This window comes from Njordella aestuarii (assembly GCF_056494165.1).
Genome location: NZ_CM151397.1, coordinates 1,181,055 through 1,196,854, shown reverse-complemented (window position 1 = coordinate 1,196,854; position 15,800 = coordinate 1,181,055). Strand labels below are relative to the sequence as shown.

11 protein-coding genes are annotated in these 15,800 nt (G+C 51.9%); 7 read left to right on the top strand and 4 right to left on the bottom strand.

The features are described from left to right. Positions 1 to 55: 55 nt before the first annotated feature. Positions 56 to 1,234 carry a GIY-YIG nuclease family protein gene (locus SH451x_RS04690; protein ID WP_479361283.1) on the bottom strand — a complete coding sequence of 393 codons (1,179 nt, stop codon included), beginning with the start codon at positions 1,232 to 1,234 and terminating at the stop codon, positions 56 to 58. 137 nt (positions 1,235 to 1,371) lie between these two features. Next, the gene (locus SH451x_RS04685) at positions 1,372 to 2,856 is read right to left on the bottom strand and encodes an alkaline phosphatase family protein (RefSeq protein WP_479361282.1); all 1,485 of its coding nucleotides are present in this window, start codon (positions 2,854 to 2,856) and stop codon (positions 1,372 to 1,374) included. Between the two features lie 202 nt (positions 2,857 to 3,058). On the opposite strand from SH451x_RS04685, the gene SH451x_RS04680 reads away from it, so the two are divergent. The 6 genes from SH451x_RS04680 to SH451x_RS04655 all read left to right on the top strand — a co-directional run bounded on the left by SH451x_RS04680 (position 3,059) and on the right by SH451x_RS04655 (position 9,245). Next, positions 3,059 to 4,009: a WecB/TagA/CpsF family glycosyltransferase gene (locus tag SH451x_RS04680; RefSeq protein WP_479361281.1), complete on the top strand. Its 951-nt coding sequence runs from the start codon at positions 3,059 to 3,061 to the stop codon at positions 4,007 to 4,009. Positions 4,010 to 4,536: 527 nt separating this feature from the next. Continuing rightward, complete coding sequence (locus SH451x_RS04675; protein WP_479361280.1) at positions 4,537 to 5,319, top strand: glycosyltransferase family 2 protein; 783 nt, start codon at positions 4,537 to 4,539, stop codon at positions 5,317 to 5,319. A 37-nt stretch (positions 5,320 to 5,356) separates the two neighbouring features. Next, entirely contained in the window at positions 5,357 to 6,583 is a 1,227-nt protein-coding gene (locus SH451x_RS04670) for a DegT/DnrJ/EryC1/StrS family aminotransferase (protein ID WP_479361279.1), read from the top strand. 101 nt (positions 6,584 to 6,684) lie between these two features. Beyond that, a complete protein-coding gene (locus SH451x_RS04665; protein WP_479361277.1) occupies positions 6,685 to 7,695 on the top strand; it encodes a Gfo/Idh/MocA family protein in 1,011 nt (336 codons plus the stop codon). Beyond that, positions 7,692 to 8,309, top strand: a complete 618-nt coding sequence (locus tag SH451x_RS04660) for an acyltransferase (protein ID WP_479361276.1) — start codon at positions 7,692 to 7,694, stop codon at positions 8,307 to 8,309. Before SH451x_RS04665 ends, SH451x_RS04660 begins: the two co-directional genes overlap by 4 nt. Positions 8,310 to 8,312: 3 nt before the next feature. Further along, positions 8,313 to 9,245: a polysaccharide deacetylase family protein gene (locus tag SH451x_RS04655; protein WP_479361275.1), complete on the top strand. Its 933-nt coding sequence runs from the start codon at positions 8,313 to 8,315 to the stop codon at positions 9,243 to 9,245. Positions 9,246 to 9,850: 605 nt separating this feature from the next. Here the strand turns inward: SH451x_RS04655 and SH451x_RS04650 are convergent. Both SH451x_RS04650 and SH451x_RS04645 read right to left on the bottom strand, forming a co-directional pair. Beyond that, entirely contained in the window at positions 9,851 to 10,939 is a 1,089-nt protein-coding gene (locus SH451x_RS04650) for a hypothetical protein (RefSeq protein WP_479361274.1), read from the bottom strand. A gap of 59 nt (positions 10,940 to 10,998) precedes the next feature. Then, a complete protein-coding gene (locus tag SH451x_RS04645) occupies positions 10,999 to 13,044 on the bottom strand; it encodes a hypothetical protein (protein WP_479361273.1) in 2,046 nt (681 codons plus the stop codon). Positions 13,045 to 13,238: 194 nt separating this feature from the next. Between SH451x_RS04645 and SH451x_RS04640 the strand changes: the two genes are divergently transcribed. Next, the gene (locus SH451x_RS04640) at positions 13,239 to 15,722 is read left to right on the top strand and encodes a CehA/McbA family metallohydrolase (RefSeq protein ID WP_479361272.1); all 2,484 of its coding nucleotides are present in this window, start codon (positions 13,239 to 13,241) and stop codon (positions 15,720 to 15,722) included. Positions 15,723 to 15,800: the final 78 nt, after the last annotated feature.

The following is a 15,800-nucleotide window of genomic DNA, read 5'->3' as shown; positions in this document are numbered from 1 at the left end:
CAAATACGCAGTCGCGTTTAGGCAACGTTTTCCCGAATCGCTGGTGATTTGCCGCTTAAATAGTTTCAAACTGGCTTTCGTCAGGCAGCTGGGCAATTGACTTGACCATTTTCAAGTCGTCACGATTCTTGCGGAACCACGCGGCAACGATATGCAAAGTATTTGCGCCGCCATCATACATACCTTCCAAACAACTCGTCGCCGCAGCCCAACTCAGAATTTCGGCGCGAGCCTGCCTCCATGCAACTCGAGAAGTCGGGCGAGCAATCGCATGTTCAACTTTTCCAGCCCGGATCAGATACCAAATATCACGACCATCACAACCTTTTAGTGGAAAGATAAAGTTGTACTGGCTGCGAGCCTGTTCGTTGTCGAAGAGTTTTCGAGTAATCCAGTGCACCATCTGCCAGTCCTCACGCAGCCTCGCTGCCAACTCGAACTGCTGGCGTCCTGCGGCTCGCAACATCGCGGCTTCTAACTCGTCGACCAGTTTCACATTATTCCCTTTGAGAAACTCGACCGCGGCCGCAATTTGCCGATCATATTCGCCGCGTGTACAAAACGCAGCACAAGGGCCTAAGCACGTTTGCAGCTCGGCTCGCAAGCAACCCGCACGACGCGGATCATCAAACAGCGTCAACTGGTCACGGAAATCGAACTTGGTTTTGTCGTTGCAATCTCGCAGCCGCATAATGTGGTTCAGAAGTTCGACAACGCGTCGCAATCGAGTCAGTCCATGAAAGGGGCCTTCACTCGCACGCGCCTTCTTGTCAGGCTTGCTACTAAGATAAAAACATTCCGCAGGCCCACGCCCAACACACAAATACGCAGTCCGCTGTCGGCGCGGCATTCCGACGACGTTGAATCGAGGCTGCCACCTTGAGATCAGCTTCTGTTCTCGCAGCAGTGCGGCAAATTCTGTCGGCTGCGTTTCCCAAAGTATCTCGGTTGCCACAGACGCGATCTGCCCCGCCTTTTCATCTTGATTGTTCGGCAAAAAGTAGCTCAACACGCGACTGCGCAGGGATTTTGATTTGCCGACGTAGACCAATTTGCCTTCGCCATTCACAAAGCCGTAAATTCCAGGCGACTGCGGCAATTCCGATCGGACCGCTGCTCGCAGGCTATGCCGATTAGCGGCTCGGATACGGCATGCGTCGTCGCGCTGATAAGGCATTAACCAATCGCGACCAAAATCGACGAACTGATTTTCGCATTCGAGAATTGCATCCATGCCGTCTGATTCCGTTTCGTAAGCCGCCTGCAGCCAGAACCGCAAATTATGCCCGATTTCCAAGCCTATGACTACGACAAAAGCTTCGCGACTTTCGAAGATCTCGTTGCTGTCGCCGGCGTTTAGCTGACAAAATGCTAGTGAATCGGCGACACAAGCTCGTCGGTCAACAAACTTTCTAATGCTAGCTGTAGTTTCTCTAAATCCAGTCGACCATCCGAACTGTAAAGGGCGGCCTGCAGGCGTTTTGCGATCGGATTCAGTTGCCCAACGATCCTTTCGACTCGGTCTGCGACGTCGTTTTGCTGCCAGCGGTCGTCGGGATTTACAAAGACTTGCCACCGAGCAATCGCGTCCTCGTGAGCTCGCGTTAGCGCTTCCATCGGTTCGTCCATCAAGCCACGTCGCAATTCAAGCCGAGAGCTCCACGCCGCCGTGATGAGCGCAAGTTCGTCTTCGCGCGCCGCCCAGGCCAGCCGATGCCCCTCCGGCCACTGATTGGGTAACAGCGGCGCTTCATTCCAAAACGTAACACTTTCATCCCATCGCAGATCGTTATCGCCGACTCCGAATTCAGCAGTCGAACTCGACGACTCCGAGCCTTTCGCTTGCAATGCTACCACAGAAACATCTTCAGCTCCCGAGGTACATTCAATTGCCTCCAAAAGCATCCGACCGATTTGCCAAGGCTGCACGATCTGCGGATATCGGCGTCCAACGTTCAGTCTTGTAGGTCTGATAATGAGTGGAACATGAAGCCTTTCCGCAAAGAGAGGGCCTTCGACATGCCCAACCATCACATGCTCTCCCATCGGGTACCCGCCAACACCCATCAGCACAACAACCGGTTCGACAGAAACGTCTCCCTGACCAAGCCGGCAAACCTCCTCGATAAGCTCGTTGATGAATGACCACGCATAATCAATTGCAGCCGCTTGAGCAGCCGCACCACAAATTGCACTGAACAAAAGGTCTGGATCAGAATCGGGCGTAATCGAAAGCCTGGGTGGTTGTGTATCGGCCGACGGTGTAGGGTCGCCTTCATCACAGGGTATTGTCCGCAATTCGTAAGGTGCATCCCACGGCGAACTCAACCCCGTCGCGTGGATCCAGAGCAAGCCTTCCACGGCATCCTCGCTCTCGACGGCCGATTCGATATATCGTGTGATGGCGTATTGGAACAAGTTCGCGATTCGAGTTTGCTCTAATGATTCTGCAGAAGCATCGGACGCCTCAAAATCGACGACGGAGGCTTCTGTGAATCGTTCAAGAAACGGATGCTCGGCCAGTTCCGGCGCATCCGTGATAAATCGAGTCGGTAAATTTCGCGATTCATAGAATTTACAGAGATCCAATGCGGATTCGTTCCGCGGCACGCCATCGCTGGTCGTCTGTTGGGCTAAACCATGCCACTTATCCGCCGCAAACAACGCGTCCGAGCCTGAAAGGATGGCGTTCAACGAGTCGACGACGCCCAGAGACTGAAGCCAACACTGGTCGAAAACGGTGGCTGTACCGGCGAAATTATCCAGCTGCGGAGTGCGCGAAATCGCGCCGCCGTAACAACCTAAGAGGTTCGTACCAAGTCCTTCAATCGTCACCACAATGCAAGGGTGCGGCATTTGTCTCTTCAATCCATACAGTCCGGAGAATCGTTAAGTCCGTTTCTACTGTAGTGATTCCTCAACTTTTGCGTAACTACTCAATCCGCAGAACGATCAATGTCCCACAAGTCAGGCATGCTTTCTATAGGAAGCCTTTTTCCTTCGCAAAGTCGCGTTCGACGGCCATAACTCCGGCCTCCGCAGTTTCCACTTGGGACCAATGAGCACGCCAATTTTACCTACGTCGCCATCGAACTTAACCGGTAGCGAGTATTTCGACACGAACTTCCTCGTGGTTCCCCCGCTGCAACCAGTCGGAACCGAGCAGCCACCGGTCGCACTCGTCCCACCCAACTTCAGTGATAGACAAGTCGCATCGCAGCCGACCGAAGCAGATCTTCGTACTCCGGCAATCCTCAAGCTAAATCGTTGCCATGTTTGGGGTGTCGACTTCGACTGCGTCACGATGCCTCAAGCGGTATCACTGATCGACGCTGTAGTTCAAAGCCGTGCTAACACGTACGCGATCACGGCCAATCTGAATTACCTCATGCTGTGCAATATGCATCCGCGCCTCGCCGCCTTCACAAAGCGTTGTCCGCTCGTCCTTTGCGACGGGAAGCCGATCGAATGGCGTAGCAAGCTAGAAAAGCATCCGTTGCCCGAACGCGTCGCCGGCTCGGACCTTATCTACAAACTTTCAGAGCTTGCCCATGAGAGAAACTATGGCATCTATTTCTTAGGTGGCGCCGAAGGAATTGCGGCTTCTGCAGCCGAAAAGCTGAAAAGTTTATATCCACGCATGCGAGTCAGCGGGGTCCATTGCCCACCGTTTGGCAAATGGAACGGTGCGCAGCGTGCCGAAATGACGAATCGCATCATCGACGCCAGTCCCGATATTCTGCTGGTCGCTTTTGGCCAACCTAAAGGTGAATATTGGATCGAGGAAAACTATCGGCAGCTCGATGTCCCGATGAGCATTCAGGTGGGGGCCTCTTTCGACTTCGTGACCGGAAACGCTAAACGAGCCCCCAAACTTCTGCAACAAACGGGCGCTGAATGGTTGTATCGCACCTACATGGATCCGCGGCGGCTGATTCCACGCTATTCTGCCAATCTTTGGTACCTGCTCAAAGCCTTTCGCCAGGACCTTTTGACGCGCCTGAAGTAATACCGCCGCGGACAAGGACGCGCTCCGCAGTGCCAATTGTTAAGATCGGATTCGGACGCATCTAAAAATCTTGCAAGCCGCAAAAATTTTCGGTTCGAGCACGAATGTCCCGAAATGACGCGCAACGTTAGGGGTTAAATTCTAGACGTGGAGATATCTTTTTCGTCTCCCGTTAAGTAAGGGTTATTAATTTCGCGTACGGCCGCAAAAAACCAGACCTTCGCAGCCCATCGCAAACCCTAGACTGATTCACCTCGATTCGAGCCTCGCAAAAATTCTGCAAACAACGGGAGAAGGTAAGTAAGTTCGTTGCCAACTGCCCAAACAACCGTTGAGCGAATTAGTGATATAGGCGTTAACAGCGTCGATACCTCGTTTACAATCTTCGCTGTCGAACTATCGTAAAGATGTCTGAGTGCGAACAATATCTCAGAACCTCCGGTTCGGCAGTCCTTTGCTTAACAATGCGACCGGTCTTAACAATATACGCCCGTTTCGCGCATCCCCTTCGCCGTCGTTCAATTCGCGTGTCCAAGTCTGTCCTTCAACGAGTTTCGCAGGAAACGCGATCGTCTGTCGTCACGGCAGTATCGATCGTGATACCGTGCTATAATGAAGCTGGGACGATCGCCGCTTTATCGGAACAATTGGCCGCTGTTCAACGCAAGTTTGAATCGACATTCGAATCGGAATTTATCTTCATCGACGACGGCAGCAGCGACACAACTCTCGAAGAACTACGCGGTCATTTCGGTGCCAAGGACAACTGCCAGATCATAAAACATGCGGCGAACCGAGGCATCGCGGCAGCGATCATGACTGGAATGATCGCAGCCAATAACGAAATCGTCATTTCGATGGATTCCGATTGTACTTACGATCCTCAAACGATCGACACGCTAGTTGAGCGGCTCGAGGGCAACATAACGTTAGTTACAGCCTCCCCCTATCATCCAGATGGGCACGTTGTAGGCGTACCGAAGTGGCGTTTGTTCCTTTCCCGTGGAGCATCGCTGCTCTATCGACGAGCCATTGGAGTCAAACTTTATACCTACACCAGCTGCTTCCGAGCGTACCGTCGACGCGACTTTATCGGACTGGAACTTAAAGAGAACGGATTCGTAGGTATCGCTGAAATGCTATGGCTGGCGGCTCGAAACGGCGGCCAAATTGTCGAAGTGCCAGCGACTCTTCGAACCCGCAGACTAGGCTACTCCAAACTCCGGACGTTGCCTGTGATTCGCACACATTTGAAACTTCTTGGTCGCATTCTTACCACGCCCCCGGCAAAAAAGAAAAAACTTGTTTAACAGACTCATTTCCATTTGATTGCACGGATCTAACTTCATGTCGATTGCACCCAGCACAACCAACCTCACACTTCCATCCGATCAAGACTCAAGCGGGCGAACTTTGGGCCGCGAGGAGATCGAAGCGGTTTCCAAAGCAATTCTCTCTGGCGTGCTGACTGCGACGAAGGGGGAATTTGCCAAGGAGCTAGAGCGTCGCTTCGCTCCGATGGTCGACTCACTGCACGCACACGCTCTATCGTCTGGATCGGCTGCCATGCACACCGCAGTCGCTGCACTTGACCTAGAACCCGGCCAAGAAATCATTACCACCAGTATCACCGACATGGGTGCACTGACGGCAATAATCTATCAAGGCATTATCCCGCGATTTGCTGACGTCTGTCCCAAAACGTACAACGTCACAGCCGAAACAATCGAAGCATGTATCGGACCTCGAACTGGGGCCATCGCTGTAACGCACTTGTTCGGCAACCCTTGCGAGATGACCAAGATTTGTGCGCTAGCTGCCAAACACAACCTGCCGATCATCGAAGATTGTGCACAAGCGTTTCTGGCTACTCATCAAAATAGGATGGTCGGATCGTTCGGCACTATCGGCGCATTTTCTTTGCAGCAAGGCAAACATATTACGACCGGCGAAGGGGGCTTGGTCGTTGCGAATGATGCCGACATCGCTCGACGCATGTACCTGTTCATCAACAAAGCGTGGGGATACGGCGATGCGAATCCAGATCACTACTTCCTGGCTCCCAACTACCGCTTGAATGAACTAACAGCGGCTGTCGCTCTGGCGCAACTAGATAAACTAGACATGTCAGTTCGGAACCGACGCACTGCAGCCGCGTTGATGCAGGAGATGACTGCTGATTTGCCTGGTATTGAAGGGCCATTTATCGCGGCTGGCGACGAGCATTCTTTCTGGAAATACTGCGTGAATGTAGACGCCGATGTAATCCCCGGCGGCACCGTTGCACTCGCTAAAAAGCTAAAGGAACGGGGGGTCTTCTCTGCACCGCGATACATTCAAAAGCCTGCGTTCCAATGCCAAGTCATTCGTGACCAACGCACTTTCGGTAACAGTCGCTGGCCTTTCAACCTCGCTGACAAAGAAGCGCTTGACTACTCGCCCGAGCGATTCCCAGGCACGTTCGAAGCTCTGGCTAAAATCTTGGTTCTACCATGGAACGAAGCTTATCAAGCAGAGCACGTGGCGTATGTCGCAAATGCCATGCGTGAAGCCATTACCGAACTGCGTGGCTAATATCTCCCGCGCATTGACGAGCGAGGAATATTGGTCTCGCTCGTTGACAACAATCTACGTGACTGAAAGCAACTGTGAATATGCATCCTGAGGTGAACAACATGGCAACGAAAATAGCACTGATTGGCGCGGGCGGTATCGCGCAGACGCACCTGCAAGTGTTCGACTTGGTTCCCCAAGCAAAATTGGTCGCGGTCGTCGACGTCCGCGAGGAGACGGCGAAAGCGGTGGCGGAAGCCCACCATTGCCAAGCGTTTACGAGCGTCGAGGCGATGCTCGCTAGCGAACAAATCGATGCAGCAATCGTGTGCACTCCACCATCGACGCACCCAGAGATATGCAAGCTGTTGCTCACGAGCGGTATTCATGTGCTATGTGAAAAGCCGATGGCGATCGATCGCAAGTCTTGCACGGAAATGATCGAGACAGCCGATCAAAATAACTGCATCCTGACGATGGCTTCCAAGTTTCGTTTCGTCGACGACCTAGTCTACGTAAAACAATTGATCGAATCAGGTGTTTTGGGCGACATCGTCCTCTTCGAAAACACGTTCGCTGGTTTCGTCGATATGAGCAAGCGTTGGAACAGCCAGGTTGCGATGAGCGGTGGTGGCGTCCTTATCGATAACGGTACACACTCGGTCGATATCGTTCGCTACTTGCTCGGTCCGATCGTGAAGATTCAAGCGATTGAAGGCAAGAACGCTCAGAATCTAGCTGTCGAAGATACTGTACGCATCAACGCCATGACGCAATCTGGCACACTCGCAGCTATCGACTTGTCATGGAGTTTGAACAAGCAGACGCCATGGTTTGTCAGTGTCTACGGTACGAGCGGAACAGCGCTTGTCGGATGGAAAGAATCCAAGTATCGCCGCGCGTCAGATTCGGACTGGACTATTTTTGGGACAGGGTACGACAAGCATTCGTCGTTCGCAAATCAACTGCGAAACTTCATCGGCGCGATCAATGGTACCGAACCACTTCGCATCACCGTTGAAGACGCACTTGCTTCGGTAAACGCAATCGAAGCGGCTTACTGGTCAATCAAACGTCATGACTGGATCGATTCCCGTTTTGAAGCGTCTACTCCTTCTATTGCCCGTCCATGAGCATCCGGATCCATCCGACGGCAATTGTTGAACAGAATGTAGTCATCGGTGATGGATCATCCGTTTGGGACAACGTTCATATTCGACACGATGTCGTTGTCGGCGAACAATGCATCATCGGCGGCAAATCGACCATCGCCTATGGCGTAAAGATTGGCAATCGTTGCAAGATCAATTCGGCGGCCTACCTCTGCAATGGAGTTGAGCTGGAAGATGGCGTGATGATAGCCGCTGGCGTCATCTTCACCAATGATCGCTTTCCGCGCGCGGCGAGTGCCGACCTAACGCAACTAGCCTCCAGCGAACCTGACGAGCACACGTTGCCGACCTTGGTTCGATCCGGAGCGACAATCGGCGCTGGTTGCATCATTGGCTGTGATTTAACAATCGGGCGTTGGGCTATGATCGGTATGGGCTCAGTCGTGACCAGCAGCGTACCCGACTTTCACCTCGTGTACGGAACGCCCGCCCGTAGTGTCGGCGCAGTTTGCCGCTGTGGGCAAATTGTCGCGAACTTCGCCGCTATCGAATCGAACTCAGCTCAATACATATGTAAGGCTTGCGCGCGGCAGTACAAAATTGTAGGCCAAATCGTCGAGGAAGTGGAAAGCTAACGTATGCTGGCAAGTCTTTCGCTCGATCTTGACAACAAGTGGTCTTATCTAAAAACGCATGGTGACGAAGGCTGGGAAACATTCCCCACCTATCTTCCCAATATGGTGCCTCGCGTTTTGGATTTGTTAGAGAACGTCGGCCTCACAATTACCTTCTTCATCGTTGGTAAAGACGCATCGTTGCCCGTTAATCATACGGCAATCAAGTCTATCAGCGATGCTGGGCATGAAATTGGCAACCATTCGTTCCAACATGAACCTTGGTTGCACTTGTACACGCCGGAAGAGATTCATGCAGAACTGAGTCAAACGGAAGAGGCTTTGAAGGAGATCACCGGTCAACACACTGTTGGGTTTCGTGGGCCAGGTTTTAGCTATTCTCCGACGCTGCTCGAAGTTCTCCGCGAGCGAGGCTACAAGTACGACGCCTCGACGTTTCCTACTTTCCTAGGACCTGTTGCTAGAGCTTACTACTTTTTTCACGCACGACTTAACAAGCAAGACAAAGAAAAGCGCAAGCTCTTGTTTGGATCGGCGACACAAGGCTTTCAAAGATTGCGACCTTATCGCTGGCATGGGCAAGCGGCGCCTTTGTTGGAAATTCCTGTTACGACAATGCCATGGTTCAAAGTACCGATCCACTTAAGCTACGTCATGTTTCTGGCGGAGAAGTCACGTCTGTTGGCAAAGACTTACTTTTGCAACTCCATGCGTTGGTGCCAGATCAATCGCGTAGAACCTTCCCTTCTGCTCCATCCGCTCGACTTTTGGGGCTGTGACGACGAAAAAGACTTAGGGTTCTTCCCAGCCATGAGGTCAACGACGGCAACCAAATGCGAGCTTGCCCACGAGATGCTCGGCTGGATGTCAAAGAAGTTCGACTGCGTTACCATGGGACAGCACGCCGCAACCATCGAAACGCGGATTGGGATGTAGCCTAGGCGACAGAAAAATTTAACGACAGGAAAATTTCATCGTGAATGATTACTCGAATCTCAATTTTTTTCGACTAATTTTCCTGTCGTAATTGAACCTTCGCAGGCACAACTACTGGGTTTGCAACCAGGGTATGGAACTTCTTGATTGCCGAAGCGGTGGCTTCGCGACTCCAAGTGGACCTGCATGAGGACACAACTGGCGTGTCCCCAGGTGTAGCGATTTATTCTGCTGCCCTTATTCTCTTGCCAATTCGATCACATGTTGAGATTCCACTTCGTGCCTCAGCTCCACTCCAGGCTAGGGCATGCCGCTACTTTGTAGCCGAAACGCAGCAAGACAATGAAGGTGCAATGGATAAAAAGTGCAGACGCAATCCTCTGGGGCAACCAATTGAATAGCTACTTGATTGACGGTGCCATCTGGCATTCTTCTATCCAGGTTGACTGTTTCGGAAGCCTCGATGGAGAGTTCACTTACGTTCACAAAATTGCGAGATCAGTAGGAACTACTGTGGAAGCTTCAAAGATAAGGAATCAACCGCAAGTCAACTATCTCAGGCAGTTACCGAGTGCTTATGCATGAGTAGCGGATGGTTTGAAGCACTACTGAGATTCGCTGGCGAGACGTTTGAAGTAAGCCTCGATAATCTCACGGTAGTGTGACGGCAGATCCTGTGTCATATTCTGTAACGCTTCTTGTCGCTCCGCAGGCGGCAGGTCGCCCCATCCCGAAGACTTTCCGATGTTCTTCTTTTCGACATCGCCAGGGCCACTACCTCCAGCGGCTTGCGATTCTTTCATCGGTTGAGAATTCGGGTTCGATTCTTGTTGCTGTGCCTGTGACTGCTGTTGCTGCATTTGCTGCAACTGATCTTCGATTTCATCGATCTTCTTGTCGAGCTTTTCGATGATTGTATCTTCTTGATCGCGCACGATCTTGCCGCTACGTTCCAAGTCCAAACGCCGCTTGACATCGTTCATTAGCCTTGCGATTTCATCAAGCGAATCTTCTTCCATCGGCTGGATATCTGCTCGCATCAGTTTAGAGAGAACTGCATAGCGACTTACCAATTCACTTTCACGTTGCAGGAGTTGATCGATTGATGCCAAGCATTCGTCGCGCCGAAGAATATTGTGGAAAGCGACGGCGCGGTAGAAAAGGAGCGTCGATGGATCAATGACCTCATCCACTTCAACTGATTCTAGGACATCGAGTGCTTCGTCATACAACTGGTTCTGAGCCAGATGACGACCGACGGCCAATCTCAAGTTTTGTTCGATGTAAGGCTGCAGACTAGCTGAGATCGACTGAAACTCGCTAAGCACTTCCGCGGCGCCTGCCGCGCGATTCGCCGAAATCAATCCGCTCAATAGCTCTTTGAGGTTTGGGTTCGCTGGGCTGATCAAACGCAACCAACTATCAAGAAGTTGAGGTCCCTTGAGACTACTGGCGGCATCATTCCAATCGCGAATCAAATTCTCCTTTTGCGCAAAGGGATCATTGGATTGTTCGTTGTACCGCTCCAGATGAGACTGGAAGGCATTTTCCAGTTGAGGCGCAGTTGGCCACCCCCAAGTCGCCTTCTTCTCCAAACCGCTGTCGCAAAATCCCGTCACCGAAATACTTGAGAACAGCACGGTGGCGAAGAACTGAGAAACGCGAAACGACCAACGATGGAAAGTAAAGGTCATCGATTTAACTTTGCTAACTTATTGAAAAATTCTCACGCGATTTAGAAGGCTTGTATTCGCTACTTTCGAGCTGCTTCCAGAATAATCTGTCGCATAACGTTCTCGATGCGCGACTGCCGTTCGGCCAGCTCTCGTACCTGTCGGCTCAGCAATGGATCCTCGACGTAACCGAACGGGTCGTCTACTTTGTTTGCTTGTTCTGCCAATGAGAGCGTGCGTTTGTTAATTCGCATCTGCAACGTTCGAATCAGCCGCAATTCCGCCAATGCGTCGACAAGAGCTTGGTCTTGTTGTGGTGGAGGTGAGCCGCCAGACGATTGCTGCTGCTCTTTTTCTTTCTTCTTCTTTTCGTTTTCCTTTTGAGTCGCCGTCAACGATTCGATTAGCTCTTCTAACGTCGAGATGACCTGCTGCTGCAAATCGACGTTGGCCTTGTCGATCCGTGAATTGTTGAACATTTCGATGACGATCGCCAAATCGCTATTAATTTGTTCAACCGCTTCCGGAAAGGCCATCGAGCTGCCTTCTTCTTCCAGCAGCAACATCGCGCGTTGGCCTTCGATCAATACCTTACGTTCTTCAATGGCAAGTTTGATCGCTTGCAATTCAAGTTGGCGGGCGTCGATACCACCCTCGGCATGCGAGTATTTTTCGGTGTCTTTTACGATCTGCGTTTGCATTGTGAGCATTCGACGAAAACGTGATTCCAAGTCCGCAAGTGAACGCTCGATCTCTTCTTCTCGCATCTGCTTGAGGAATCGCTCCAATTCTTCGACTGCTTGCGCAAGCTCTTGTTCTGCAGCCTTTTGCTCCTCAACAGCTTCTTTGCGTTGTTGTTTTTGCAGCTCCTCGACAGCTTTCTGCATGCGTTTCTGAGCTTGCTGAACTCGCTGCTGCGCTCGCTGTTCTTGATTCTGCGGTTGAGGCTGCTGCTTCGAATCGCTATCTGACTTTTCACCCTGCTGCTGGCCTTGCTGTGGAGCTTGGCCTTCAGATGGCTGGCTTTCCGACTTTTGGCCTTCAGAGCCCTGGCTAGGAGAGTCCGATGGAGGCGACTCGGATTTTGGAGATTCAGGCTGGGGAGATTTCTCGCCGCTCTCGCCGCTCTTGCTACCTTCTTTCATGTCCGATTCTTTTGACTCTTTCGACTCAGCATCCGACTTCTTTCCGTCCGATGCACTATCAGAAGGTTTCGATTCGTTCTCAGCGTCCGACTTTTCTGCATCAGAATCGTCTGGCTTTTTGTCGGAACTCTTTTCGCCATCTGACTTCTGACCATCGGTTTTTTTGCCATCCGATTCGTTTGCGTTCGCGTCCTGGCTATTAGGTTCCGTTGGCGACTGTTCCTGAGCAGAGTCGGATTCGGTCTGAGGTTCGTTGGCTTTGTTGACTTCCTCCAAGTTCGAAGAGAGTTCGCCTGTTTGAGCTTCCAAGCTCTTTTGCTCTTCGGAGGATTCTGACTCTTTTTGGCCTGCTTCGGTGCGGCCGCGTAAGGATCGCTGCAGGCGGCTGATGCGTTGCACTTCTTTGATCAGTTCTTCGACCCGCTTGCGATCGTCGCGTAATCTTTCGGAACGATTCTCTCGTTGCAAGAGTTCCAGCAGCTTCCGAAGATTATCTCGAGCGGCTTCTTGCTCTTGGAGTGCGCGGGTGAACTGGCCTTTATTCAAATAATCAACGGCGATAGCGAGTCGCTGCTGGGTCGACAACTGTTTGCTCAACTGAGCGGCTTGCTGCAATAAGTTGGCTCTGGTCGGATTCGCACTGCCTTCCAATTCGGCAAGTCGGATGAAGAGTTCCTCAAGTTTCCCGAACTGCTCGGCCAAAATCCGCTGTTCGCTGTCGATTGGCAAACTGTCTGCGGCCTTCAAGCTGGGCTGAAATCCCAGCAGGGCGACGACAAATATAATGAATTGGAAGGACGACTTCAAAGCTTGCATTCCTTTCCCTATCAAACTGCTGCAGCCTGACGACCAAGATTCGCACACGGCATGCTGCGGCAACTGCGGATCATAAACCTTTGTAAGTATACGCGGCGATATCAGTTTCTGGCCAACATAATGAATGCCAATTTTAACATTTTGGACCATTTCAAGCCGCTTCACTGGCGAAATCCTAACGAAAACTGACCGTTGTCTCGCGGAAAACGGCACTTATTCTTTCGCGAACCTAACCTGCCGCCCTCCAATGAAGTTTGCGGCGAATCGTATCCACGCCATTGCAGTCGCCCAAATCGGTATGATGGAACGTCGCAATGCCCGCCCCCAGTCCTACCCGAATGATGCCTCGAGGTCTTCCAATGATACCATCAGAACCGAGAAGTAACTCTACAATTCACCGTTGTTACTGTGCGGCGCACATATATCTAGTCCTAGCAGTTCTCTTGCTCACGCCAGCGTTACTCCCAAGCTTGGCTCAAGCCCAGAACGAACCGCACGTTGCCTCACATGCGATCATTGCCGACGTGGCTCGGCAACCGTTCGAAGCATCCGTCCAGCGATTAGTGGATGCCTTGCAGATGGCAGGCAGCCCTCTTCCGTCAGAAACGTTGCAATCCATCGCGGATCTTCGAGCCAGCAAAGACGATGAGCACGTCGTATCAGCTTACCAAAGGTTGCTCGACCCACTCTGCCTTGCAGTCGTTTCCATCAACCCCGAAAGTCGAGTAAAGGTCGATCGAGGTCCACGTCCATCGACTCTCGACCAGCACGGGTGGACTAATGTGTTAGTAAAAGTCCACAACGAAGCTGGCGTGACTGCGCCGCTGGTTTGTTTGTCTCCGCAGGCGGCACCGATGTTTCGTCAAAGTCGATCTTCGGCGAAACCTTCGATTGACATTACTCCTGCAGAAGCCGATCGGCGATGGCTGGATATTAAGAGCCTCGATAGTCAACCGATGACAGCAACCTTAAGCGGCCTGACGTGCGAGTATCGCATCATCCAGTTGTATGCCAGGGATGCAGGGCCACGGGAAGCGACTCTTTCGATGCACGTTGGCCAAGGCACACAGGACCTGGGCTTTCGAAGTGAACTACCGATTCTGTTTGAATGCCGTCCTGCTATTACGGTTCCCTTGACGATACTTGATCACGACGGCGAACCGACGACATGTTCACTTGTCGTGCGAGATTCCTTTGGGCGAGTTTATCCAAACCCGTCGCGACGACTGGCGCCGGATTTCTTTTTCCATGAGCAAGTTTACCGTTCGAGCGGAGAATCGATTGAGCTGCCTCCGGGCGAATATACCATTGATGCTTATCGTGGACCGGAGTACGAAGTAACACGACTTTCGATAGCGATAGATACGCCGAAAGACATACGTTCCGACGCAGTTCAAACAGCAATGCCTGTGACAATCCAGCTAAAGCGATGGATTCATATGGCTCGTCATGGTTGGTTTTCGGGCGACCATCATGTACATGCCGCGGGTTGTGCGCACTACGAGAACCCGTCGGAAGGAGTGACGCCAACCGATATGGTGCGGCATCTTGTCGGCGAAGACCTTAACATTGGATGTGTACTGAGCTGGGGACCTTGCTGGTACGCTCAAAAGCAGTTCTTTGATGGACGTGTTTCCAAGCTTTCAACGCCGTGGAACTTGATGCGCTATGATGTAGAAGTGAGCGGGTTTCCTTCTTCCCACGCTGGTCATTTGTGCTTAATCAATTTGACTGAAGACGATTATCCCGGGACCAAAAATATCGAGGAATGGCCTTCCTGGACGTTGCCGGTATTGAAGTGGGGCAAGGAGCAGGATGGCGTAGTCGGATATTCTCACAGCGGTTGGGGACTTGCGCTTCCAGATTATCTGCCCGACGGATCGCGTGGCGCAATGCCGCAAACGTGGGGTGGATCGGGCAATCCTGCAGCGGGACGTGCGGCAGACAAATTGCCTGACTTTGCGATGCCACCTTTTGATGGAATTGGAGCCAACGAGTACATAGTGACGGTTGCTCATGACGCTTGTGACTTTATCAGCGCTGTTGATACGCCGGCGATCTGGGAGCTTAACATTTGGTATCACACACTGAATTGCGGTTTTCGAACACGAATCAGCGGAGAAACCGATTTCCCCTGCATTTACGGTGAACGAGTCGGGCTTGGACGCAGCTATGTGAATATTCCCGACGTCAAGGAGGCCAACGACCTAACGTACCTTGACTGGGCTCTGGGTTTAAAGGACGGCAGCAGTTACGTCGGCGATGGGTCGTGTCACATCACTAAGTTCACAGTTGGCGATCTTGCACTTGGTTACACCGGTGCGAACCTCGAACCAAGCCAGGTTGATCTTAAACAACCATCGCTTCTTCCGGTTCGATGTACGATTGCAGCAATGTTGCCACCTGAGCAAGACCAAGTTGGGCGATCTATAGCTTCCCGACGTTTGGACGAAAAACCTTACTGGCATATCGAACGCGCGAGAATCGAGTCGACTCGCAAAGTGCCAGTGGAATTGATCGTCAACGGCGAGGTTGCCGCGCGGACAGAGATTGAAGCCGACGGGATGCTGCACGACGTAGAATTTGATTGCCAGATCGACCAGTCATCGTGGATCGCAGTTCGCGTTTTTCCGACGATGCATACGAACCCTGTCTTTGCCATTGTCGACGGCAAACCGATCCGCGCTAATGCCGAGAGCGCCCAATGGTGCCGCGATGCCGTCGATGCTTGCTGGAATCAGAAGCGTGGTCAGATTCGTCAAGAGGAATTGAATGCAGCAAAGGAAGCCTATGACTTTGCTCGTGCGGCTTACGCCAGGATTTATCACGAATCGCTCAAATAGGTGATGTGAAGTGACTTGCCGCTGATGCTCGAACTAAGCTCGAAACTGGTGCGAACTTAGCAATTGGCGGTTCTTTAT

Coding starts and splice junctions, on each gene's coding strand:
- SH451x_RS04640 (WP_479361272.1), top strand. CDS start 13,239: ATGATACCATCAGAACCGAGAAGTAACTCTACAATTCACCGTTGTTAC.
- SH451x_RS04650 (WP_479361274.1), bottom strand. CDS start 10,939: ATGACCTTTACTTTCCATCGTTGGTCGTTTCGCGTTTCTCAGTTCTTC.
- SH451x_RS04690 (WP_479361283.1), bottom strand. CDS start 1,234: ATGGATGCAATTCTCGAATGCGAAAATCAGTTCGTCGATTTTGGTCGC.
- SH451x_RS04660 (WP_479361276.1), top strand. CDS start 7,692: ATGAGCATCCGGATCCATCCGACGGCAATTGTTGAACAGAATGTAGTC.
- SH451x_RS04680 (WP_479361281.1), top strand. CDS start 3,059: ATGAGCACGCCAATTTTACCTACGTCGCCATCGAACTTAACCGGTAGC.
- SH451x_RS04665 (WP_479361277.1), top strand. CDS start 6,685: ATGGCAACGAAAATAGCACTGATTGGCGCGGGCGGTATCGCGCAGACG.
- SH451x_RS04685 (WP_479361282.1), bottom strand. CDS start 2,856: ATGCCGCACCCTTGCATTGTGGTGACGATTGAAGGACTTGGTACGAAC.
- SH451x_RS04670 (WP_479361279.1), top strand. CDS start 5,357: ATGTCGATTGCACCCAGCACAACCAACCTCACACTTCCATCCGATCAA.
- SH451x_RS04655 (WP_479361275.1), top strand. CDS start 8,313: ATGCTGGCAAGTCTTTCGCTCGATCTTGACAACAAGTGGTCTTATCTA.